This is a genomic window from Fimbriimonas ginsengisoli Gsoil 348, assembly GCF_000724625.1.
Lineage (GTDB): Bacteria > Armatimonadota > Fimbriimonadia > Fimbriimonadales > Fimbriimonadaceae > Fimbriimonas > Fimbriimonas ginsengisoli.
In genome coordinates this window covers 974,679-997,051 of record NZ_CP007139.1, presented here as the reverse complement: position 1 = coordinate 997,051, position 22,373 = coordinate 974,679, and the positions used below count along the sequence as shown (strand labels likewise).

24 protein-coding genes are annotated in these 22,373 nt (G+C 60.8%); 16 read left to right on the top strand and 8 right to left on the bottom strand.

The window, feature by feature from the left end; genetic code table 11:
- Window position 1: 1 nt before the first annotated feature.
- The 4 genes from OP10G_RS04600 (at window position 2) to OP10G_RS27345 (ending at window position 3,545) form a co-directional block, all read left to right on the top strand.
- Window positions 2-931 (top strand): ABC transporter permease, encoded by a 930-nt coding sequence (locus OP10G_RS04600; protein ID WP_025227058.1) that lies wholly within the window; start codon window positions 2-4, stop codon window positions 929-931.
- Complete coding sequence (locus OP10G_RS04595; protein WP_052547543.1) at window positions 928-1,752, top strand: ABC transporter ATP-binding protein; 825 nt, start codon at window positions 928-930, stop codon at window positions 1,750-1,752. The genes OP10G_RS04600 and OP10G_RS04595 overlap by 4 nt, the downstream gene beginning before the upstream one ends.
- A 165-nt stretch (window positions 1,753-1,917) precedes the next feature.
- Window positions 1,918-2,832 (top strand): hypothetical protein, encoded by a 915-nt coding sequence (locus OP10G_RS04590; RefSeq protein WP_025227060.1) that lies wholly within the window; start codon window positions 1,918-1,920, stop codon window positions 2,830-2,832.
- Window positions 2,829-3,545: a hypothetical protein gene (locus tag OP10G_RS27345; protein WP_025227061.1), complete on the top strand. Its 717-nt coding sequence runs from the start codon at window positions 2,829-2,831 to the stop codon at window positions 3,543-3,545. Before OP10G_RS04590 ends, OP10G_RS27345 begins: the two co-directional genes overlap by 4 nt.
- 106 nt (window positions 3,546-3,651) lie before the next feature.
- Here OP10G_RS27345 and OP10G_RS04580 read toward each other — a convergent pair whose 3' ends face one another.
- The 3 genes from OP10G_RS04580 to OP10G_RS04570 form a co-directional block, all read right to left on the bottom strand.
- Complete coding sequence (locus OP10G_RS04580) at window positions 3,652-4,071, bottom strand: response regulator (RefSeq protein WP_025227062.1); 420 nt, start codon at window positions 4,069-4,071, stop codon at window positions 3,652-3,654.
- A 137-nt stretch (window positions 4,072-4,208) separates the two neighbouring features.
- On the bottom strand, window positions 4,209-4,742 hold the full coding sequence (locus OP10G_RS25625) for a peptidylprolyl isomerase (RefSeq protein WP_420810106.1): 534 nt from the start codon (window positions 4,740-4,742) through the stop codon (window positions 4,209-4,211).
- Window positions 4,743-5,026: 284 nt separating this feature from the next.
- On the bottom strand, window positions 5,027-5,560 hold the full coding sequence (locus tag OP10G_RS04570) for a peptidylprolyl isomerase (protein WP_025227064.1): 534 nt from the start codon (window positions 5,558-5,560) through the stop codon (window positions 5,027-5,029).
- 209 nt (window positions 5,561-5,769) lie between these two features.
- Here OP10G_RS04570 and efp point away from each other — a divergent pair, with 209 nt between their 5' ends.
- From efp to OP10G_RS04550, 4 genes are read left to right on the top strand one after another with little or no spacing between them, the layout of a single operon-like run.
- Entirely contained in the window at window positions 5,770-6,336 is a 567-nt protein-coding gene (efp, locus tag OP10G_RS04565; RefSeq protein ID WP_025227065.1) for an elongation factor P, read from the top strand.
- 6 nt (window positions 6,337-6,342) lie between these two features.
- Window positions 6,343-7,428, top strand: a complete 1,086-nt coding sequence (locus OP10G_RS04560; protein WP_025227066.1) for a hypothetical protein — start codon at window positions 6,343-6,345, stop codon at window positions 7,426-7,428.
- Between the two features lie 6 nt (window positions 7,429-7,434).
- The gene (locus OP10G_RS04555) at window positions 7,435-8,496 is read left to right on the top strand and encodes an RNA 3'-terminal phosphate cyclase (RefSeq protein WP_025227067.1); all 1,062 of its coding nucleotides are present in this window, start codon (window positions 7,435-7,437) and stop codon (window positions 8,494-8,496) included.
- 17 nt (window positions 8,497-8,513) lie between these two features.
- Complete coding sequence (locus OP10G_RS04550) at window positions 8,514-9,122, top strand: hypothetical protein (RefSeq protein ID WP_025227068.1); 609 nt, start codon at window positions 8,514-8,516, stop codon at window positions 9,120-9,122.
- On the opposite strand, the gene OP10G_RS23970 is transcribed toward OP10G_RS04550, so the two are convergent.
- A complete protein-coding gene (locus OP10G_RS23970) occupies window positions 9,055-9,750 on the bottom strand; it encodes a lysophospholipid acyltransferase family protein (RefSeq protein WP_025227069.1) in 696 nt (231 codons plus the stop codon). The two genes, OP10G_RS04550 and OP10G_RS23970, sit on opposite strands and share 68 nt — an antisense overlap.
- A gap of 35 nt (window positions 9,751-9,785) precedes the next feature.
- Between OP10G_RS23970 and OP10G_RS04540 the strand changes: the two genes are divergently transcribed.
- The 4 genes from OP10G_RS04540 to OP10G_RS04525 all read left to right on the top strand — a co-directional run bounded on the left by OP10G_RS04540 (window position 9,786) and on the right by OP10G_RS04525 (window position 12,617).
- A complete protein-coding gene (locus tag OP10G_RS04540; protein ID WP_025227070.1) occupies window positions 9,786-11,054 on the top strand; it encodes an MFS transporter in 1,269 nt (422 codons plus the stop codon).
- 111 nt (window positions 11,055-11,165) lie between these two features.
- The gene (locus OP10G_RS04535; RefSeq protein ID WP_158409131.1) at window positions 11,166-11,636 is read left to right on the top strand and encodes a response regulator; all 471 of its coding nucleotides are present in this window, start codon (window positions 11,166-11,168) and stop codon (window positions 11,634-11,636) included.
- 1 nt (window position 11,637) lies between these two features.
- Complete coding sequence (locus OP10G_RS04530) at window positions 11,638-11,985, top strand: hypothetical protein (RefSeq protein ID WP_025227072.1); 348 nt, start codon at window positions 11,638-11,640, stop codon at window positions 11,983-11,985.
- A 173-nt stretch (window positions 11,986-12,158) separates the two neighbouring features.
- Window positions 12,159-12,617 carry a low molecular weight protein-tyrosine-phosphatase gene (locus OP10G_RS04525; RefSeq protein ID WP_025227073.1) on the top strand — a complete coding sequence of 153 codons (459 nt, stop codon included), beginning with the start codon at window positions 12,159-12,161 and terminating at the stop codon, window positions 12,615-12,617.
- Window positions 12,618-12,627: 10 nt separating this feature from the next.
- Here the strand turns inward: OP10G_RS04525 and OP10G_RS04520 are convergent, their stop codons facing one another.
- A complete protein-coding gene (locus OP10G_RS04520; protein ID WP_038472557.1) occupies window positions 12,628-14,439 on the bottom strand; it encodes a glycoside hydrolase family 2 protein in 1,812 nt (603 codons plus the stop codon).
- Between the two features lie 486 nt (window positions 14,440-14,925).
- On the opposite strand from OP10G_RS04520, the gene OP10G_RS04515 reads away from it, so the two are divergent.
- A complete protein-coding gene (locus OP10G_RS04515; protein ID WP_144240994.1) occupies window positions 14,926-16,056 on the top strand; it encodes a glycosyltransferase in 1,131 nt (376 codons plus the stop codon).
- 105 nt (window positions 16,057-16,161) lie between these two features.
- A complete protein-coding gene (locus OP10G_RS04510) occupies window positions 16,162-17,730 on the top strand; it encodes a protoporphyrinogen/coproporphyrinogen oxidase (RefSeq protein WP_025227076.1) in 1,569 nt (522 codons plus the stop codon).
- Window positions 17,731-17,893: 163 nt separating this feature from the next.
- Here OP10G_RS04510 and OP10G_RS04505 read toward each other — a convergent pair whose 3' ends face one another.
- The 3 genes from OP10G_RS04505 to uppS all read right to left on the bottom strand — a co-directional run bounded on the left by OP10G_RS04505 (window position 17,894) and on the right by uppS (window position 20,094).
- On the bottom strand, window positions 17,894-18,469 hold the full coding sequence (locus tag OP10G_RS04505) for a GNAT family N-acetyltransferase (RefSeq protein WP_025227077.1): 576 nt from the start codon (window positions 18,467-18,469) through the stop codon (window positions 17,894-17,896).
- Window positions 18,470-18,578: 109 nt separating this feature from the next.
- Window positions 18,579-19,175 (bottom strand): histidine phosphatase family protein, encoded by a 597-nt coding sequence (locus OP10G_RS23965; protein ID WP_025227078.1) that lies wholly within the window; start codon window positions 19,173-19,175, stop codon window positions 18,579-18,581.
- Between the two features lie 250 nt (window positions 19,176-19,425).
- On the bottom strand, window positions 19,426-20,094 hold the full coding sequence (uppS, locus tag OP10G_RS04495; RefSeq protein ID WP_025227079.1) for a polyprenyl diphosphate synthase: 669 nt from the start codon (window positions 20,092-20,094) through the stop codon (window positions 19,426-19,428).
- An 85-nt stretch (window positions 20,095-20,179) separates the two neighbouring features.
- Here uppS and OP10G_RS04490 point away from each other — a divergent pair, with 85 nt between their 5' ends.
- Together OP10G_RS04490 and OP10G_RS04485 are read left to right on the top strand one after the other, a co-directional pair.
- The gene (locus tag OP10G_RS04490) at window positions 20,180-21,313 is read left to right on the top strand and encodes an aldose epimerase family protein (RefSeq protein WP_025227080.1); all 1,134 of its coding nucleotides are present in this window, start codon (window positions 20,180-20,182) and stop codon (window positions 21,311-21,313) included.
- Window positions 21,314-21,388: 75 nt separating this feature from the next.
- The gene (locus OP10G_RS04485; protein ID WP_025227081.1) at window positions 21,389-22,363 is read left to right on the top strand and encodes a glycoside hydrolase family 43 protein; all 975 of its coding nucleotides are present in this window, start codon (window positions 21,389-21,391) and stop codon (window positions 22,361-22,363) included.
- Window positions 22,364-22,373 lie beyond the last annotated feature (10 nt).

Sequence of the window (22,373 nt, the reverse complement as noted above, 5' to 3'; positions counted from 1 at the left end):
CATGAGCAACGATCCGTCTGAAATCGAGAAACGCGACTCGATCCAGGCTCAGGAAAACCCGAATGCCGCCGTCGCGCCTCCGAAAGGGGGCGTGCCGGCGGTCCGGGGGACCGAGCCGATGCGGTTCGGTGACCGCAAGAGCCGCCATTGGTACGACATCTTCCTGCCAAACAAGCTCATTCCCAGCAACGGGATGCGGCTCATCGTCGCCGGGGAGGTAGCGTTAGCGATCCTCTTTTGGATTTACTCGCCATTAAAGTTCCTGCCCGGTCCCGGCGAGGTATTCCGAGCGTTCGGTGAGCTTTGGGCGAAACAAGGCCTTGGCGACGAGCTGATCACCAGCTTCAAGCTGAATCTCATTGCCCTCGCGATTTCGGCCGTGATATCCACCGGCCTCGCCTACCTTACGGTGCTGCCGGTCTTCCGCCCCATCGTGACCGCCGTCTCAAAGGGGCGCTTCCTCAGCCTCGCCGGCTTCACACTCATCTTCCAGAGCGTCTTCGGCGGGGGGCGCAACCTGCAGATTTCGATGCTGGTGGCGGGCGTTACCGTCTTCTATGTCACTTCGATGGCCTCCGTCATCGGCTCGATTCCGAAGGGTGAGCTCGACCACGCGCGAACGCTTCGAATGGGCGAGTGGCGTGTGGTGTGGGAAGTCGTCATCCTCGGCACCGCCGACCGCGCCCTCGAAGTGATGCGACAAAACGCCGCCATCGGGTGGATGATGCTAACCCTCGTCGAAGGGGTCGTCCGGTCCGAAGGGGGCATCGGCACGATGCTCTTGAATAACGTGAAGTACTTCAAGCTGCCCGAGGTCTACGCGATCCAGATCGCGATCCTCGTCGTAGGGCTGCTGCAGGACGGCGGAATCGCGCTTCTGCGCCGCCTGGTCTGCCCCTATGCCGACCTGATGCTGGAGCGGAAGTCGTGACCACTTTCCCATTCGAATATCACGAGACCCTGCTGAAGGTCGATAAGGTTTCGAAGACGCTTGGCGACACCCTCGTACTTCGCGACGTCGATTTGGAGGTCAAAAACCTGGTTCGGCCGGGGATGACTCAGGGGCAGGTCGTCGCGCTGCTAGGGCCTTCCGGAATGGGCAAAACCACGTTGTTCCGAATCTTGGCGGGCCTGGACGCACCGGATTCAGGCAGCGTTACCCTGGAAGACGGGGAGCCGGTGCGGCGCGGGACGGTAGGCGTCGTCGCCCAGAACTATCCTCTCTTCGCCCATCGAACGGTCTTAGGGAACCTGGTGGTGGCCGGGAAACAGATCGGGCTTTCGGGTGGCGAAGCCATGACCAAGGCGACCGAGTTGCTCGAACGATTCGGCGTTAAGGAGCATGGCGGAAAATATCCGATCCAGCTCTCCGGAGGCCAGCGTCAGCGGGTCGCCCTGGCCCAGCAGTTCATGTGCAGCAACGACTTGCTGCTCATGGACGAGCCGTTCTCCGGCCTAGACCTCCTCGCTTCTGAGAGAGTCATCGACTTCATCATGGAGATGGCCGCGCAAGACGAGAAACGAACCTTCGTGATCGTCACCCACGACATCCACGCCGCGGTCGCGGTCGCTGACACGATCTGGCTCTTGGGTCGCGATCGCGACGGTTCTGGGAATCCTACCCCCGGGGCGCGGATTCAGAAGACCTTCAACTTGGCGCAAATGGGTCTGGCGTGGCGAAAGGGGATAAGTGAGACCAAAGAGAGCTCCGACCTTCGGAGGGAGATCCGAGCGGAGTTTACGAATCTGTAAAAAAATGGGTGCCACGGGTGGAGACGAGCATCGACGAGTTCCGAAGATCGTGAACTTTGTTGCTCGTCGTAACCCGTGTCACGCTTACCGGCACGGGTTACGGGGCACGGACATCCCCTGCACCCGTGGCACCCTGGTACTTGAGGTAGATTCAAACACGCGGCGATGCCCGGCACCAACAAATATTTAGAGGCCTTCAAAGAGAGCTACAACGCCATCGGCCTCGCGGCGGCGGTTGCCCTCTCGGCGGGGACCCTGAGCCTGGTCCCAATATTGGGCGTCCTCGTGTTAGAGGCCGCCTACCTGCTCTTCGTGCCCGACTCCAAGTGGTACGACGCCCGATTAAGCGCGCGTTACGACCAGGAAGTCATTCAACGCCGGAGAAAGCTCGCCGACGAGGTTTTTCCTTCTCTCTCTGCCGACGTCAAAACCCGCTTCGTTCGCCTGGAAACGGTACGCGAGCAGGTAGGCGGGCCGCTGTTCAAAGGGAAGCGGTGGTTTCAGGAAGTCTTGCGAAAGCTCGATTACCTACTGGAGAAGTTTCTCCTCTTCGCCACCAAGCAGGTGCAGTTCGAAAACTACCTCCGCTCCGTGCTGGAGGAGGTCGAGCGAACCGATCCGTCCCGGCCGCCGCGAAGGCGGGCGACCGATCCGGCTGCCGAGCCGATGAAGGCGGCCGAAGAGGAATGGGTCAAGCGGACGGTTGCCCGCATCCAAGAGCGGTACGACGAAGATATCGAGTCGATCCGGACCTCCCTTCCCGGCGAAGAAAACCTTCACAACCAGGCAGTCTTGGAGAAGCGAAAGGAGATCCTAATGCGGCGTAAGCAATACGTCGGCCAAATGGGGGAGATCCTCGTGAACCTCGGTCAGCAGCTTTGCTTGATCGAAGACACGTTCGGGCTTATCAACGACGAGATCCGCGCCCGATCGCCGGAACAGGTGCTCGTCGACATCGAGGACGTGGTCTATCAGAGCGATAGCCTGAGTGAAACGTTGCAGGAGGTTTCGCCTTTCGACCAGATGCCGGTAGCGGCCGGGGCGGGACGCTTGTATAACGTAGAAGAGAACCAAGCATGAGGATTAGCGATACGCTCAAAAAGGCCGCCGGGCTGTTCGTCGAAATCGATGAGCCCAATCCGGAGGAAGAATTCTATAAGGCGATGCGATCGCCGGTCGCGCCGGCCACCGATCCGGCCGTCCCCGCGGCCCCGACCCCGCCTGCGCCGGCTCCCAAACCCACTCCCGCTCCGCGGACGGTCGAGCAGATTGTGCGAGAGGCGCCCGGACCCAACCTCGACGAGATCAAGGTATCCGCCTCCCAAACCGGGCCGGTCGTCTCGCCGGATGGGACGGTCGACTTTCAGGCGATTTACAAGCTCGCCAACCTCCCCGGCTGCCCGTTCGATGCGGAGCAGATGCTGGAGCTTCTCGCGACCCTGCCTCAAGAGCTGCCGATCGAGACCAAGCGCGCGACCGTGAAGGTAACCGTTAACGCGATGAGTCAGTCGACCGGCGTAAACGCCGAGGCGATCGTCGCCGACGCCTCCCGCAAGCTCGCCGCCCTCGCCACCTACGCCCAAAGCTTCGTTCAGCAGGTTGACCAATACGTCTCGAAAACCGAGCTCGAGATCAGCGCCCTAGAGCAAGAAATCGCCAAACGCCGTCAGTCGATCGAAGATTTCAAAGCCAAGCAAACCCGCGTCAGCGAAGCCTGCCACACCGAGTCCGACCGGTTGGACGACGTCCTGGAGTTCTTTTCCCTCGACGTCGCGCCGAGCAAGTACGCGTAACGTAGCGAGCCTCCGATCCCTCCCGACGGCGCGTCGGGAGGGATCGGTTGAGACCTAGTGCCGGCCTACAGTCGAAAGGATGTTCGCCCTCATCGGCTGTGAGCCGCTAAGAAGGCGGCAGGATGTTCGTGTCGAGCCAGTAGAGACCCAACTGCCGCACCACGTCGCCGAATTCCTCGTAGGCGACCGGTTTGCGAATGTAGCTATTGGCATACTGCCGGTAGCTGGCCCTCACGTCGGAAGGCTCGTCGGAGGAAGTGAGCACGACCACGAGAAGGTACTTCGTCCGCTCGACCTTGCGAAGCCTCTCGAGAAGTTCCAACCCTGAAATCTTCGGCAGCTTAAGGTCGAGCAAGACGAGGTTCGGCAGCGGGCGAGACGGGTCCGAAAGGTAATCCCACGCCTCTTGGCCGTCACGGGCGACGTCGGCGTTTACCTTCGGAGTCAGCTTCCGGAGAGCCCGCATCGTGAGCTGCTCATCGTCCGGATTGTCCTCCACCAGGAGAATTTTTAAGCTCTCGTTCATCCAACCTACCCCTTGCCGGGCACATAATAACTGATTCAGGCCGGGTGTAGGCCCTACCCCTTTTAGATCGCCAGTAATGGGTGAACTAACGAGACAACCTTGTCGGATGAAAATACGACAAGGTTGTCTCGTTAGATTTACTTCTTCTTAAGCGGCCACTTTTCGATGCGAACCGTCTTCATAACCGCCTCATCCGGGGTGGGCATGTCGTTCTCGTCGCGGGGAAGATTGACGATCTTATCGACCACGTCCATGCCGGAGACGACCTGACCAAAGGCAGTGTATTTACCGTCCAAATTGACCACGTTCGGCGACTCGGAAACGCAGATGAAGAACTGGCTGCCGGCCGAGTCCGGATCGTTGGAGCGGGCCATGCTGAGAATGCCGCGCTTGTGGTGGATATCGTTGAACTCGGCTTTGATCGAGTAGCCAGGCCCGCCTTGTCCCACCGGGCCATTGCCCGTACGGCTGTTAGGATCTCCACCCTGGATCATGAAGTCCGGAATGACGCGGTGGAATTTGGTGCCGTCGTAAAACTTCTTGTTTGCCAGCGAAATGAAGTTCTTGACGTGGCCGGGCGCCTTGTTCGGGAAGAATTTCAGCACGATCCGACCGAGGTTGGTCTCGATCACTGCCACCTCCTCACCGGGTTTAGGGGGAGCGCCAGAAATCTTTTCGGTGACGGCCGCCTTCTCGGCGATCTTGCTCGCGTTGGCTTTCTCCGCCTCGTCGCGCTTGGCGGCGGCTTCCGGATCGGCCGGCGTGAATGCGGAGCTGTGGGTCGCGGTGCTCTTGTCGTTGGGCGTTACCTTGGAAGCACTGCTAACCGTAGCCGTGCCACCGGCCGTCGGCTCACACCCCGCGGCGAGGGCGACGACGAGCAAGCCGCTAAAAATAAAGGCAAATTTTCTTGTTTTCATAGCGTTAAAGTTTCGGGTCTCAGAAAACAAAACAGTTAGGCCCCGGTGGATGATTCCCCGGCGTACGGCTCGATGGTCACCGATTCCAAAATCGCCGGGTTGGCGGGGAGCGGATTGTCCCGGCTGTCCCGCGGCAGTTGGACGATCTTGTCGACGACATCCATTCCCTCGACGATCTCACCATAGGCGGAGTACTGGCCGTTCAGGTGAGGCGCGTTGGCCACCATCAAGAAGAATTGACTGCCTGCCGAGTTAGGGTCCGAAGATCGGGCGGCGCTGAGGATGCCGCGAACGTGCGGGGTGTCGTTGAATTCGGCGTTTACCCGCTGGGCCGGCCCGCCGGTGCCGTGGGTGGACCGGTCGGCGCTGCGCGAGTTCGGATCGCCTCCCTGCACCATGAACCCCGGAATCACCCGGTGGAACTTGGTTCCGTCGTAGAATCCCTCGCGGGCGAGCTTCTTGAAGTTCGCCACGTGGTTGGGAGCCTTGTCATCCAGGAATCGGATGACGATGCGGCCAAAGTTCGTTTGCATGACGGCGACTTCTTCGCCAGGCTGAGCGGTAGGCATAGCGCAATTATGGCTTGGGGAGTTCCATCCGCTTAACGCCGCCATCAAATTGGGCGAACCCAACCGTTGCAATGAACGTTACAATGAGCGTCGCGCACATATGACCTGGAACGCGAGGCACACCATTCTTCCCCAACCTTCGAGCCACCGTCGCGAGCGCATGTCACAATCTCTGGAAGCGTATTCATTCCATCAGGAGCAAATAGACTTTGGCGATTGACACCAGCGATTTCAAGAACGGCATGCACTTTTATATGGACGGCGATGTCTGGACCATCATCGAGTTCCAGCACGTGAAGCCCGGTAAGGGGGGCGCGTTCGTCCGTACCCGGTTGCGAAAAGTCCGAACCGGCCAGGTCGTGGAAAAAACGTTCCGATCGGGAGAGCGGGTAGAGCCCGCGTTCGTAGAGAAGGTGCCGATGCAGTATCTGTACAAGCAGGGGAGCGACGCGATCCTCATGGACTTGGACACGTACGAGCAGATTCCCGTGCCGTTCGATTCGCTCGGAGGCCAGGGAAGATATCTCAAAGACGAAGCCGAAATCTCGGCCCTTCAGGCCGCCGGAGAGACGCTCGGTTACGAGTTGCCGAATTTTGCCGAGCTCGAAGTCGTTGAAACCGATCCGGGACACCGCGGCGACACGGTTAGCGGAAGCAATAAACCCGCAAAATTGGAGACCGGCGCAACCGTGCAGGTCCCTTTCCACATTAATATTGGTGACGTAATCAAGGTCGACACCCGCACGGATTCGTACCTTGAGCGCGTCAAGAAGTAGACACACATGAGTTACGGCGGACGCCGGTCCGGAATGGACCTTTCAGAATCGTTCCAGAACTTCCTCGATGGGGCGGCAAAGCTTGTCGCCGGTCTGGGCGGTCTTGCCACGCTTGGCTCCGCTGGATTTCTCATCTTTCTCTGCTTCCGGTTCGGCGGCAACGCCGCCGATTTCCGCCTCGCCGACGCGCAGGCGAACATCGACACCCTTCAGAAGGTTCTGACGGTCGGCGTCATCGCCCTCTCCATCGGCACCGCCTACATGTGGTGGGGCTTTGAAATGTTGGGGCCGGTCCAGCTTATCGTCGCCGCCGTCCTGTTTTGCGCGCCGATGTATCTCCCCTCCATAACGGGAACCCCCTCCGGCAATGCCTTGACCGCGTCGAACAACGCGATGGGCGCTCTCCAGACGGGCGGGATCATCATGGCGGTATTCGCGGTCCTCGCGATCGCCGGCGACGTCGTTCAGCGGGTGAACCAACGCGTCAAAAAAGGCACGAAGGCTGATCAGCTCAAGTACGGCAAGGGAATCAAGGAAGAGGCCGGCACCCAGAACGTGTTCATGGGCAAGTGCTGGCAGCTTCCGTTCTGCCGCAAGTTCGTCCGCGAGAAGTGCCCCATCTACCACGCCAAGACCACGTGCTGGAAGGAGCTCGTCGGCTGCATGTGCGAAGAAGCGGTTATCCGCAATGCCATGGAGAACAAGCCGATCCCGAAGGACGCGTTGCTTGCCGCCAACATGATCCCGCGGAACAACAAGCTGACCGAGCCACAGAAGAAGGAGCGGTGCCGAAACTGCGTGATCTACAACGAGCACCAGCGGCACAAGTACAAGCTGTCGATGCCCGGCGTGCTCGTAAGCTTTGTGCTGGTGTACGTGCTGTTCCACGGCCCGCTGATCGCCGCGATCAACGGTCTCGTCATGGCAGTCAACAAAGGAATGAGGCACCTCACCTTGGAAGCGGGACCGGGTGGCAAAGCGTTCGAGGCCCCCGCCTTCTTTACGGAGACGCTCCTGATGGTGTTCTTCATCATCGGCCTGACCTACGCGATGAAGACGCTGGAGTATTTGATCTTCCGAGCGAAGCTCTAAGCGCGCATGGCCGCAAACCAAGCGCTGATCACGATCGACGGGTCCCATGGCGAAGGGGGAGGGGCGCTGCTCCGGACCGCCTTTGCCATGGCCGCCCTAACCCAGCAGGCCGTTCGCATCCACTCCGTACGTGGAGGCACCAAGTTTCCCGGCCTGGATGTCGAAGATCTCACCTATCTCAAAGCGCTGGCGCGGATCTGCCGTGCCGAAACGACCGGTGCGGAAATCGCCTCCGAAACCGTCGGCTTTTTCCCGACGAACCGACCCGAGGGGTTCTCCGGCGCGCTGTCGGGCGATCAGCACCAGTCGGCCCCCCGAGGTCCGAACGCCTGTGTCCTCCTGGGCGCCCTCTTGCCCGTGCTGGCGAAGAGTGGTGTTTACTCCTCTCTCGCGGTAGAGGGGGAAACTTTCGGGGCGAACTCGCTCAGCTACGACTACTTCGCCAACGTCACCCTCGCCGCCTTGCGAAAGACCGGCCTCTACGCCTTCCCGGAGCTGATGACCGCCGGCTTCGGACGCGAATCGAAAGGGCAGGTGACCCTCGACGTAGAGCCGAGCGCCCTGCAGGGGGTTACCTGGAGCGACCGGGGCAAGCTGAAAGAGATTCGGGCGATCGTCTCCACCGCCTCGCTCCCGGCCTCGGTCGGCGATCGCGCGGTCGCGCACCTTCGACGGCTCGCTCAGAACTCCGGACTCCAAATGCAGGCCGAGCACATCGAGGTCGGCGCCCGAGGTGCAGGCGTTTACGTGACCTCGTGGGCTCAATACGAGCGCGGGATGGGAGGCGGTACGGCGATGGGGATGCGCGGCCTCCGCTCCGAGACGCTTGCCCAGCTCGCCTTCGAAGAGATGTACGAATGGATGGCCGGACCGAGCACGGTGGACCCTTACTTGGCCGATCAGCTTCTGCTTCCCCTTGTGATGGCGGAAGGTGAGTCGGTCTTCACCGTCTCCCGGCTCACCTCGCGCTTCCTCACCTGCTCATGGGTCGTCAAACAGTTCACGCCCATCCATATCACCATCCGAGGATCGGAGAACGGGCCAGGAAGCATCACAATCAAACGCTAAAAGGGTACTTTGCCGTAATGCGCCGAGCCTTTGTGCTGACCCTGATCGCCTCCGCCGCCATTGGCCACGCGGACCGGCTGATCACCATCCCCACGGCGCGAAAGCTTCCATACCGAACCGTCCGTTACGAATTCCGAGGCGAACCGAAGCAGATTGGTGAAAGGGAGAACCTTATCGGCCTCGGCATCGGGACCGCGTTCGATATGGAGCTGCGTCTCGATCAAGAGCCGGGAGAGCGAGCCGTCGACACTTTCGATTTCGCCTACAACTACATCTCGGCGATCCCCGGCCTGACGCCGGGTCTCAGTCTCGGGGTGCAGGATGCCGTCGACCGGACGGCCGATGGCCGCCGCTTCTTCGGAGCCGCTACCTTTCGCGAGCCGTTCACCACGATCAACGGCGACGTTCCAGCCGACATCACCTTAGGCGTGTTCGCGGGCCGCCACTGGTCTCCGTTCGTGGGGGTCTCGATCCCCTTTAGCAAGGAGTTTCACCTTCTCGTGGAGCACAACGGTTTCCGCATCTCCTCGGGGATCGAGTACCAAGTCTCCAGTCTCCTCAACCTGCGAGCTCAGGTGCGGGACCACCAGACTCTGCTGAGCCTTCAATTGACGCGGCGCTTTTGAGCGGCAGGCCGTTCGCGTTGCAGAGCGCGAGAATCCGTTTCTCTAGCTCGGCGGCAAACAGCTCCCGGTTCTCCCGCTCGTTCGCTCCCGTCGCCGTCTGTTGGTAGGTGAACGGCTCTCCGTACGCCACCAGCATCGGATGGCTCTTCCCCTTGGCCCCTTTGGGGGAGACGATGTGGGTGCCGATGATGCCGACTGGCAAAACGAGCGCGTTGGTCCGCTTGGCAAGCATCGTCACGCCGCGGTTGACCGGCAGCATCGTCCGCCCGTCCCCTCGGGTTCCCTCCGGAAAGATGAGCAGCGCCTCGCCGCTTTCGAGGATCGCGATCGCGTTTCGAATCGACTCGGTATCCCCTTCGCCCCTTTTCACCGGAAACGCGCCGAGGGAAGAAATCAGTTTTCCCAAGAACCCTTTGAACAGCTCTTCTTTCGCCATGAATCTAAGCTGCCGGCGCTTGGTGCCGCAGGCTACTGCGGGAGGGTCGAGGTTACTGACATGATTCGGAGCGACGATTAACGGACCCGTGAGGGGAACGTTTTCCTGACCGACTGAACGAAGCCCTCCTTTGGAGCCATAGAAGAACGTCTTCGTCGCCCACCGCGCAAACGCGTACCAAGCCGATGCCATGGGCTAGAGCATACATTGAGCGCTATGCTCTTCCCATGCTTTCCTGGACCGAGGGTTTGACCCGCCGCCAGTGGGCCGTCCTCGCCATCGCCTGGCTCGGGTGGGTGTTCGACATCATGGACACCGCCCTGTTCAACTTCGCAAAAGGGCCGATGTTGACGGAGTTGCTGGGTGGGCCTGCCGCGTACAAGGCGCACGGGCCCCTGGTCGAGGGATGGATCCAGGGGTTGTTCCTCCTCGGCTGGTCGATAGGTGGCCTTGTGTTCGGGGTCCTTGCCGATACCTGGGGGAGAACTCGGGTGCTGGTGCTGACGGTGCTTCTCTACTGCGCCTTCACGGGGTTTACCGCGCTCTGCCGCACCCCTGAGCAGGTCGCCATCGTCCGGTTCCTCACCGCCCTCGGGATCGGCGGCGAGTGGGCGGCCGGCGCCGCGCTCGTGGCCGAGACCTTTCCCGACCGGGCGCGTGCCGGAGCCGCCGGGCTATTACAGAGCGCCGCCGCCGTGGGGCCGATTCTGGCCGCCCTCGCCAATCTGGCACTAAAGGGAATGGATTGGCGGCTCTTGTTCCTCGTGGGTATCGCCCCCGCTCTGGTGTGCGTATTCATACGGTTTCGAGCCCATGAGCCGGTTCGGCCGCCGAAACCGGAACGGACGCCGCTTGTCGAGGTACTGACGGTGCCTCAGTGGCGGAAGCGGGCTCTCGCCGCCGTGGTTATCGGCGCTGTCGGCATCGCCGGTGCCGGTACCGCGACGTATTGGCAGCCGAACCTCGTCCAAGCCGCGAGCGTCGGTTTGGCGAAGGCGGACGTGGACGCGCGCAAGAGCGCGGTCGCGATGATCTCCCACATCGGGACCCTGCTGGGAGTGCTTCTGGTTCCTTGGCTATGCACCCGCTTCGGACGCCGGCGCACGATCGCCGCCTTTTATCTTCTCGCACCCGCCAGCGTCGCCCTGGCGATCGGCGGCGGGGCGGACTATGCCCGTCTCCTGTGGCTCCTCCCGCTGGTCAATTTCTTCGCGATAGGCGTCTCCGCCGCGTTCGTCCTCTACTTCCCAGAGCTCTTCCCACCCCGCATCCGCGCCACCGGCGCGGGTCTCGCGTATAACGTCGGCCGGGTTCTCTCCATCCCGGTCCCGATCCTAATCGGCCAAGTCATCGCCGCCCGAGGCGGTAATGTCGCTACCGGCGTCCTCCTCTCCGGCTCGATCTACCTTCTAGGCCTCCTCGCCCTCCCCTTCGCCCCCGAAACCCAAGGCGAAAAACTCCTAACCGACGCACCACAAGTCGAACCAGCTCTATAAGGGGAAATCTCCTTCGTCGGGACCTTGTGATAACCCCCGCAATATTACTTGCTCATAGGTTCCTTTGCGGTAACCGGAGGTTAACCGGAGTCATAACTCGGAGTGCCCATCGTGATTCACGAACCTGCAACCCTGATCCTGATCGAGGATACGCCCGACGATGAGCAGCTCGCCTTACGCGCGCTGCGGCAGCTCGGCGTCCCGCTGATGGTTAAGGTCGCGCGCGATGGCGAGGCGGGGGTAAAGCTTCTCGGGCTCGATGACGCAAACGCGGATGGCCCGGTACCGGATCTCGTCCTCTGCGATCTCAAGCTCCCCAAGCTTTCCGGTGACGAGATCCTCCGCCGGGCTCGAGCCAGCGAGCGCCTAAAAGACGTCCCTTTCGTCATCTTCTCCTCTTCCGACGAGACCTCCGATATCGACCGATGCAAGGCGCTGGGAGCGACCGACTACGTGCCCAAGCCGGTCGACTACGAGCTGTACCAAGAGAGCGTGCGTGAAATCACCACCTCGCATCTAAGGAAGGGACCCACATTCTGTGTTTTGCCCGAAGAAAACGGGGTACAAAGGCGGCCTAAGTAGCATGGCCGAGCGCATTCTTTGCGATGAAGGGGTACGGGTTAGCGTAAGCGGGGCGGGCGAACGAGTGTTGGTCGCCGTCACCGGCGGCACCACCGTCCGCTTCTGGACCGCTGTCGGCGACCTTGAGGATGCCCTTAGCCAAGGCACCCCCCTGCAACTTTCGGTCCTGGGCGGCTATTGCAAATTAGAGATCCGCGACGACTGCATTCACCTCGACTTCGCCGTCGACGGCTCCGGCCGCAAGACCTGTACCTTCCCGGTCAAGGACCTCACCGACGCTCTCGACATGGTACGAAATCAACGCCCCGAGGGAATCGAATTCGACTCCCTGACCGTTGAAGAAGCCTAGTCCGGTTCGGCCCTCGTCAACCGTCCCACCGATCTTCGCGACCATTTTTGAAGGGACTTTGTCGTACGTTTTGTACACCTCCCTCACCAGTGTACAAAACGTACAAAGACCGAGGGAAAGGCTAAGCCCCCGCTAGGGTCGCCAAAAAGAAAGATCCGAACCAAAATGAGGGGATGCCCCCTCGAATCCTGTTCGTATGTCTCGGCAACATCTGCCGAAGCCCCCTCGCCGAGGCGATTCTCCGTCGCGATGCCGAGGCTCGAGGCGTAGATATCCAGATCGACTCCGCCGGAACGGGCGATTGGCACACTGGGGAGCTGCCAGACCGGCGCGCCCGCCAAGTCGGCATCGCCCGGGGCTGCCGCATGGAAATGAGGGCTCGCCAGGTGAAGTCGTCGGACTTCAAAGAGTTCGACTTGGTAATTCCGATGGACCTCGCGAACGAGCGTGAGCTTCGCTCGTGGCGCGGCGCCGATCCCGGCCGGATCCGCCTCGCCACTTCCTTCGACCCCGCCTCCCCCCTTATCGAGGTGCCGGACCCGTACTACGGCGACCTTACCGACTTCGAGGCCGTCGCCGACATGCTCGAGTCAATCTCGCAAGGCATCCTGTCGTCGGTGGTGAAGTCGTAGTCTCGTGCGGCTAGCAGGCGGCGATCTCGGCGGGGGCTTCGCTGGGACGGAGGCGCAGGGAGTGGTTGATCCGGGCGATCTCGGCGACGGGAACTTTAGGGCGCCGGTCGAAAGTGAGAAGGCCGTTGATCTCCTGTTCGACGTCGGTTAGCTGCGTGTAGCAGAAACCCGAGACGAACCGGAGCGAGGCGATGGCTCCCATGAGGTCCTCGTACTTCGCCAGCAGCTCGGCCGTATCGTTGACCGAACCGTAGGTGTCGTACAGAACATCCCACTGGTCGGCCGGCAGCCAATGCGGCCGGATAAGGAATCCGCCCACCTCGGTCAGCATCACCGGTTGGCCTCGGTAGTGACCACGCTGGGCAAAGGTCAGCTTGCCGTCCCACCAAGTTCGGTCGGGAAGAGCCCCCCCGGCGGCCGTCTGGGCGTACTTGGCGAACATCTCCTCGCCGCTGGAGGTGTAGTCGTGGATCGTCACTACATCGGAAACGTCGGTGTGTTCCCAACCGTCGTTGTCGATCACTGGCCGGTGCGGATCCAGGAAGCGCGTGGCGTTGACGGCTCGCTCCACGAACGCATACTGTGCGGCATGACCCTTGTCGATCTCGGGAACCCCCCAACTTTCGTTGAGGGGGACCCAGGAAACGATCGCAGGGGAGTTATAGTCGCGCTGAACGACTCGTTGCCACTCCGAAAGCAGCATCTCTTCCGCCTCCGGCGACCAATCGCGGGCGTTCGCCATCTCGCCCCAAACCAAGAGGCCGAGCTTGTCGCACCAGTACAGCCACCTTGGGTCCTCGACCTTCTGGTGCTTGCGCGATCCGTTGAACCCAAGCTCCTTCGTGATCTCGACATCCGCGCGAAGCGCATCGTCCGAAGGGGCGGCTAAGTAGCTTTCCGGCCAGTAACCCTGGTCGAGCACCATTTTGAGGTAGACCGCTTCGCCGTTCAACAGGAACTCGCCGTTCCGAAGCTCGATGGACCGCATACCGGCGTACGATTCGACCTCGTCGAGTCGCTCCCCGTTCTGCAGGATCCGGACCCGCAGATCGTAAAGGTTCGGCGTGTCGGGCGACCAAAGCTTGGCGTCCGGTACGCGAACAAAGAGCCTGGCCGAGGCGTTGGTCGTATTTTTGCGGAGCGTGGCCACGACGTTCTCCCCTTCGAGAACGTCCGCCTCGATTGTCCAGTTTGCGGCGGGTGCGTGCAGGTAAACGCTCAGCTTAAACGCCGATTCCTCCACGTCCGGGGTGACGCGTATTCGCTCGATGCGCACCTGCGGGACCGGCTCCAACCACACGGTTTGCCAAATTCCGGTCGTGCAGTAGTAGTCGATGCCAACCGGCTTGCCGGAAACGGATTGCTTGCCGCGTGGCTGGCAGGGGTCCTGCCGGTCTTCCACGCGCACCACGATCCGGTTGCTTCCCTCCGTTAGGTAGGGGGCGATGTCGAAGGTGAACGGAACGTGGCCCCCGCGGTTTCCGCCGACCAAGTTCCCGTTGACCCAAACCGTGCTGGCGTAATCGACGGCGCCGAAGTGGAGGAGCAAATCTTGTCCCCGCCACTCAGGATGAAAGTCGAAGTCCCGGGCGTACCACACGACCTCATGAACCTCTTTCTCGTTAATTCCCGACGCCTCGGATTGGTAGGGAAACGGAACCGTGATACGGCGATCCAGCGAACGACCATCGAACCAGCTCTCGGCGATGCCGGTCTCCTGATCGTCGAACGCGAACTCCCATTCGCCATTGAGGTTGGTCCATTGCTGCCGAACGAATTGCGGCCGCGGATACTCCGGTCTCGGTTGAATTTTCACTGACATCTCCGTGTCGAGAGATCGCTCTCCATTGCTTTCCAGGCCATCTTGGGCGTCACTGTTTCTCCTTGCGAGGGCTCCTCGCACATTTGCGGTGGAGTGCACAAAAACCGATCCCGGATTGCCAACAACGTAGATTGATCTCTACACCCGTACTTATGCTAGGCAAGACGCGCAGCCGAGCCGTATCGTTTGGGTCGTTTGCGTCGCGGAAATGTGCGACCACCCCTTGAAGGAGGCTGAGGTGAACCGGTTAATCAAACGTTAATGGACGCCTCAAAATGGAACATGAAAGCCGTTTGAGACGGTCTGCCTGCTGGGAGCAGGGAAAGGTTGGTCAGAAGATTGGCGCGTGGCGCGAGGCTGACCGCCTAGGGTTTCGACCCCGGCTCCACACTTTAGGGGGAACGAAACTTGGACATTGGTGTCACCACAAACGGTGCCGCTTCGCTTCTGAAAAGCAAGGGCCTTGAAAAGGAAAATTATGGAATCGTGGCTTTCAGCCACCTTCGTTGGAATTTCGTCTGGCAGCGTCCGCAGCAGTTCCTCTCGCGATTCGCTCAAGAGCATCCGGTTCTTTTCATCGAGGAACCGGATTTTCGCCTGAACGACGGCGATGAACCGGTGCTCGCGGTGGAAAACGCGGCTTCGAACGTCACGGTAGCCACCTTGCACCTACCCGCTTCGCTAAGAGGGAGCGATGCGGTGGGGCCCTTGATGCTGCATTACGCGCGGCTGGCGATCGAGACCGTGAATCATTACGGCCAGTTCGATAACCCGCTCCTTTGGTACTACAGCCCCATGGAAGCGGCGTGGTCGTTGGGCGAGATTGAAGGGCGCGCGGTGGTCTACGACTGCATGGACGAGCTTTCGCAGTTTGCGGGAGCTCCGCGAGAGCTGATCGATAACGAGCGCCGTCTCATGCAAGAGGCGGACATCGTCTTCACGGGCGGCTACGAGCTTTATCTCAAGAAGTCCAAGCAGCACCCGAATGTGCATTTCTTCGGTTGTGGGGTCGAGTACGACCACTTCGCCAAGGCTCAAAGCCAAGCTACCGCTATTCCCGACGACATTCGGCATCTTGCCAAACCGATAGTTGGCTGGTTCGGGGTCGTGGACGAACGGGTAGACTATAGCCTACTAAAACGGATGGCCGAGTTGCGGCCCGATTGGAGCTTCGTGCTCGTGGGGCCTGTGGTTAAGGTCGATCCGAATACGCTTCCGCAAGCGCCAAATCTACATTGGCCAGGCGGGCGAGACTACAAAGTGCTGCCCGACTACTGTGCAGCCTACGATGTGTGCATGATGTGCTTCGCCCTGAATGAGGCGACGCAGTACATCAACCCGACGAAGGCGCTCGAGTATCTGGCCACCGGTAAACCGGTGGTGAGCACCCCGGTAAGCGATGTCGTCCGGCAATACGCCGACACCGTCGCCATCGCCTCAACCCCGGAAGACTTCGTGGCGTGCATCGAGAGGGCGCTAAACGCACCCGATGAAATCATGATCCAACGTGGAATCGAGAAAGCTCGCCAAGCGAGCTGGGAAGCCACGGTGGAACGAATGCAAGAGCTGATCGACGAGGCCGTCGGAACCGCAGCCGCTCCGGCCTTCATGAGCTAAATCCGTTACAGGAGGCGGATGGGAAAAGCGTGGCGGCGGAGTCCGCCAATAACCGGCCTGCCCACGATGGGGTGCGGCGGCCAAAAAAGAATTGAAGGGGATCTAATGGAAAAGAAAATCGTAATCTTGGGCGCCGGTCCAACAGGCTTGGGAGCGGGCTACCGCCTGAAGGAGTTGGGTTACACCAACTTCCACATGTATGACCGCAACCCGTATATCGGCGGCCTTGCAACCTCCTTCACCGACGAAGCGGTGTTCACGTGGGACATCGGGGGCCACGTCATGTTCTCCCACTACGAGTACTACGACAAGTGCTTCGAAGCGATGATGGGGGACGAGTATCAGGAAAATATGCGGGAGTGTTGGGTCCGGATGTTCGACCGATGGGTCCCCTACCCGTTCCAAAACAACATCCGCTTCCTCCCGCCCGAGGTCTGCTACGAGTGCATGGCCGGCCTTATCGAGGCGCAGACGAAGCGGGACCATAAGAAGGCAAAGAACTTCGGCGAGTTCATCGACGCCGTTTTTGGCGATGGCATCGGCAAGCACTTCATGCGGCCGTACAACTTCAAAGTCTGGGCGCACGAGCCGGAGATGATGAACAAAGAGTGGATCGGCGAGAGGGTCGCCGTCCTCGATATCAACCGCGCGCTCAAGAACGTCATTCTCGGCAACGACGACTTCGGATGGGGACCGAACAACATGTTCAAGTACCCCCTTCGAGGCGGCACCGGCGAGTTCTACAAGCGGATGGGCGAGCACCTCAGCGATCATATAACGCTGAACGCCGAAGTCGAATATATCGACAGCCAGCACAAGCAGATCTACTTCGCCGACGGATCCATCGTCAAGTACGACATCCTCATCACGACGCTGCCCCTCGACCTTCTGTGTAGCAGCGTGTTGAACGGCGCCGTGCCGAAGAACATCAAGGTAGCCGCCGGCCGCCTCCAGCACAGCAGCGGCTACATGGTTGGCATCGGCCTCAAGCAGCCATGCCCCAGCACCAAGAGCTGGATGTACTTCCCGGAGGATAACTGCCCGTTCTACCGAGTCACGTACCTGAGCAACTACTCCAAGTACATGACCCCCGACCCGGACACTCACTACTCGCTGCTGTGCGAGACGAGCGCCAGCGAGTTCAAACCGGAGAACGGCGATACGATTGTGGAGGACACGATCCAGGGTCTCATCAACTGCGGCATGCTGAAAGAAGAGGACCGCCAGGACATCGTGTCCACTTGGGTCTATTACGCCGACTACAGCTACCCGACCCCGTCTGTGGAGCGCGACGAAATCTTGGCCGAGGTCATCCCTTGGCTGGAGGAGCGCGACATCTACTCCCGCGGCCGGTTCGGCATGTGGAAGTACGAAGTTGCTAACACCGACCACTCGCTTATGCAGGGAGTGGAGCTAGTCAACCGCCTGCTTCTCGACGAACCGGAAACGACGATCGGAATCAAGTACGAGTCGACCGAAGACGGACGCAAAGCCGCCGCCCACGAACGATCCGTAAAAGCCGGTTCCGGCGACCCGAAGAAGGAAGCCGAACGCCTCCTCCTCGCCGCCTCCAAGCAAGTGGGCGACAAGCCGGACGAACCCCATACCTCCGAAGAGGAGCTCGGGGTAACGCAGACAACGGCCAAAGAACACGGAAAAGCCAAGCTCCTGTAGCACCCGATTCCCTCTCCCTTCTCAGGAAGGGAGAGGGTTAAGGTGAAGGGTGCCTCAATCTTGGCGTGCACCTTACGAACACGGCCTTAAAAACCCTCGTAGCACCTTCCCGCGTGCCTCCTTCTGCTCCCGACGCCAGAGCTTGGGGGGTAGTCGTGGTCGACTAATTCCGTTCCATTGTCCAGTAGTTCATCTCGATATTGTTCGAGACGTACACCTTCTTATGCTGGAAACCGAGCTTGGCGAGGATCTTGTTTGACGCCGTGTTCTTCACGTCGGCAATGGCGACCAAGGTGGGTAGCTCAAGCTTCTCGAACGCGTACCTGACGAGTGGCGTCGCCGCCTCGAAAGCGATCCCCCGGCCCCAGAATGCGCGAGCCAGAATGTAGCCGACCTCGAGACATGGAGTAGGGCAGTCCTCCGCGCCGATCGCCGCAACCTGGTCCGGTGGCAGTAGTCGCAATACGGTCAACCCGACGAACTCCTGCGTCTCCCGCTCGATGATCACCGAAGCCCCCGGCATCCCCGCCGGCGCCGCGGGATTCGGTGAGCCGTGCCGAGCCTCCAACAGCATTATCTCCAACCAGTAGGTGGCCTGAACTGGCAATTGCGTCCGCCCCTTTCCAACAAAGTGCATCACCTCGGGATCGCCCCCCAATGCCACGATATCGGCAAGGTCTCCGGGTGAAGGGGGCCGCAGGACGAGGCGGTCGGTCACGAAGGTCGGAACGCGAGGCATGCGCGCAGTTTAGTCCAATCCTGCGGAGCCTTCCTTTCCTCGTCGTCACCCGAATTGCGCGTTCAATTCTGCCTTGGATGTCCATGGGGCGTGGTAGACGCCCAGGATTTTAAAGGCGAAACCGCATCTCCTTCGCGTTATCGACCTTTAGCCGCTTGCCGACCAGCGCGTAAAGGAATTGCCCACCGTGCCCTGAATGCCCCACCACGAGCACGCGACCGCCGGAAAATCGACGGCGGAACTCTCTCACCGAGGCCGCCGACTGGGCGAGGCCCGAGTTGTAGTCGGGAGAGTTAGGGAAGCGGTCCTCACCCCGCTCGATCAGAAACAGCGGTGCAAGGTCCGGTGGCACGCTGATCTTCCCCCCCCAGGTGAATTTCGTCGCATGCGCTCCCTTCGGACGCCGCCCAGTGCAGCATTCGTAAAGAAGCGGCCAGACTGTCGCCTTCTGGTGCGAGGCTCGAAGGTACGGCGCAATCGTCTTGAGCGCGCGAGGAGAAGGTGAAACCAAAATCCGGTCGAACCGAGGCTCTTTCAACAGCCGCTGGGTAAGCGCTTCCACCCCCGCCGCCCCCTTCGCCGAGAACTCGTTAAGCGTCCGAGAGTTGTACCGCCCGGTAGCGTTCGCCACCGTCTCGCCGTGCCGCACAAACGTGAGGTCGGTCGAGGGAGCAAGGATGAGAACGGATAAGAGGAGGGGGAGCATTGCGGTGTTGCGGTGTTGCGGTGTTGCGGTGTTGCGGTGTTGCGGTGTTGCGGTGTTGCGGTGTTGCGGTGTTGCGGTGTTGCGGTGTTGCGGTGTTGCGGTGTTGCGGTGTTGCGGTGTTCCTAGCCTGAGGCTTTACCTCTTTTAGTGGGACGAATAGGACATCCGGGCCATATGAGTCTCATGTGTCCCATTCGACCCATACGTCCCCTCAGTCCACAAGCCACAGTCCACATGAAACCCGGCAAGCCTAACCCCCCAGCGTCACATCCTGCTTCGCGTACCACCGTAGCGCCTCGTAGAACTGCTCGGGGGCGTAGTCCGGCCAGTATTGGTCGACGACGTAGAAGTCCGCGTAAACCGTTTGGATCGGTAGGAAGCCGCTTAGGCGGCGCATGCCGCCCCAGCGGACGACCATGTCGATGCGCGAGACGTCGGACGAGGCGAGGAACTCGGTGAATGGGCGGCGAGCGTCGCTCTCCGCTTGGGCGCAGACTGCCGCCTGCAGGTCCCAATTCCAGCCGTAGTTCACCAAGAGGTTCACCTTGAGGGCGCCGTCTCCCTGGCGCTCGATCGCGTACGGCTTGAGCTCATCGGGAAACATCGCCGACGTGTAGTCGCCGACAACTTTGAGGCTGATCTCCCGGGTCTTTGCGGCCTCGACGAACAAGACGCAGGCGGCGGCGAACGCTTCCCGCTGATCCCGCGGCCGTTTCGTGTTGTCCGTCGTAAATCCGTAGACGCTGACCTCTTCGATACCGAGGTCGATGCAGTCGTCCAACATCTGAAGGCCGCAGACCATGCCTGCCGCGTATCCCTCCGCCGGGTGCAGCCCTCGCTCGCGGGCCCACCGGCGATTGCCGTCGGGGATCAGGCCGACGTGACGCGGCAGTCGTGTAAATTTGAGACGCTCTCCCATGCTTATCTTGGCCCGGCGCTTCGGAGTCGATCTTTGATCGCTAACGACGCGGGAACGTTCAGTCTAGCGCCAGAATGGCGAAAGGATGGCGATTGAACAGCAGGTAATGGGATTCGACTCGGTCGGATTGCGCACAAAAGAAGTGGAAGCGTGGGTCACAAAGACTGCCGGACAGCTTGGCCCGGTCAGTTTTCGAATCGGGGACCGGAATATTCAGCCGTTTCACGTTGCTCCCTGGTTCGATGAACCGCTAAACGATCCACCATGCATTCGAGTGCTCCGCGGCGACTTCTTCTGCATGCCGTTTGGTGGAAATCCTGCTCCTTTCGGCGCCGAGTTCCACCCGATCCACGGGGAAACCGCGAACGGAGACTGGCAGGTCACCGGCTCGACCGGTCGTAGCGTGAAGATGGAGTTGCCGACCACCATCCGGCCCGGCCGGGTGACTAAAGAGATCGAGATCCGGGATGGCGAGCACGCCATTTACTCGCGACATACCGTCCGCGAAACGAGCGGCCCGATGACATTCGGCCACCACGCCATGCTCAAGTGCCAGACCGAGGGGCTGGTCGCGATGAGCCCGATCGGATATGGGCAGGTGTTTCCCGGCCAGTTTGAAAATCCGGTGGAAGGCGGCTACTACGCCCTGAGGCAGGGGGCGCGTTTCGACGCGCTCGATGCGGTACCGGCGCTCGACGGAACCACGGCCGATCTTTCCCGCTATCCTGCGCGCGAAGGTTTTGAGGACTGCGTCATCGTCTACTCCGAACGGGGGGGCGACTTTGCTTGGGCCGCGGTCACGTTTCCCGCCGAGGGTTACGTCTGGTTCTCGCTCAAGGACCCGCGGGTGCTGACCGGGACCGTGCTTTGGCATTCCAACGGGGGGCGTCACTACGCCCCCTGGCGTGGCCGTCACCGCCGCGTGCTTGGGGTGGAGGACGTAACTGCCACCATGCTCGGCCTCGCCGGATCGGTCGCGGAAAACGAGGCGAGCCGCGAGGGCTATACCACCCACGTCGTGCTCGACCCAGGTCGTCCCCTGGTGGTGAACACAATCATGGGTATCGCCGAAATACCGGAAGGTTTTGACCACGTCCAATCGATTTCTAAAGCCGAGGGTGGCGTGCGCATGATTTCCCGATCCGGAAAATCCGTCGATGCGGCTCTGGACGCCGATTGGCTTTACGGAAACGGGGATGAGCTTCATGACCACTCCTAGGAGGGGGCATCGCTGCCTAATTAGATCCTCTCAAGGGCATCGGGCCGATCATCGGAGATATCCTTATCTACCCCGATGACGTTGACGTATCAGAATCCCGTCTTTCCCGAATACTTCGCGGACCCGTTTGTATTTCGGCACGAAGGGGTGTATTACGCGGTAGGGACGGACGCCGGACTGGCCGAAGGTGGACTTTTCCCGATCCTTCGGTCCCTCAATCTCGTCGATTGGGAGCGCGCGGGTTACGCTCTTAGCCATGGCGAGCAGGTGTCGGGTAACGAGTTTTGGGCCCCTGAGGTCGCCTTTCATGGCGGGGTCTTCTACCTCTACTATTCGGTTGGACCCGGGAATGAATCCGGCCACGTCCTTCGCGTCGCCACGAGCGACTCCCCCGAAGGCCCGTACCTGGACCAAGGGAGAGTCCTCCCGCATACCGACCAGCCGTTCACCATCGACGCCCATCCGTTTCTCGACGACGACGGTGCCTGGTACCTGTTCTACGCCCGCGATTTTCTCGATACGGGCGCAGAGTCGAAGCCCGGAACCGCACTGGTGGTGGACCGCCTTGTCGGTATGACGGAAACCGCCGGGGAAGAGCGCACGGTTCTCCGCGCGACCCAACCGTGGCAGCGGTTCATGAGCGACCGTCCGATGTACGGCGGCGTCTATGACTGGCACACGCTAGAAGGACCTTGTGTCCTGAAGCATGGGGGCCGGTATTACTGCCTCTTTAGCGGGGGGCGGTGGGAGAACGAGAGCTACGGGGTCGATTTCGCGGTCGCCGATCATCCGATGGGACCGTGGCGCGCGGACGCTTCCGAATCGCCTCGAGTTCTTCGGACGATCCACGGAAAGGTGTTGGGACCGGGCCATAACTCGGCGGTCGTCGGTCCGGACGGCGAGACCCTCTTCATCTGCTACCACGCGTGGGACCCGGCGATGACGGCGCGGCGGTTATTCATTGATCCGCTCGTTTGGACCGAGGACGGGCCGCGGGCGCTTGGACCCACCACCACCCCGCAAACCATTCGCATTAAGGAACCTGGTTAAGCTCTCTTGG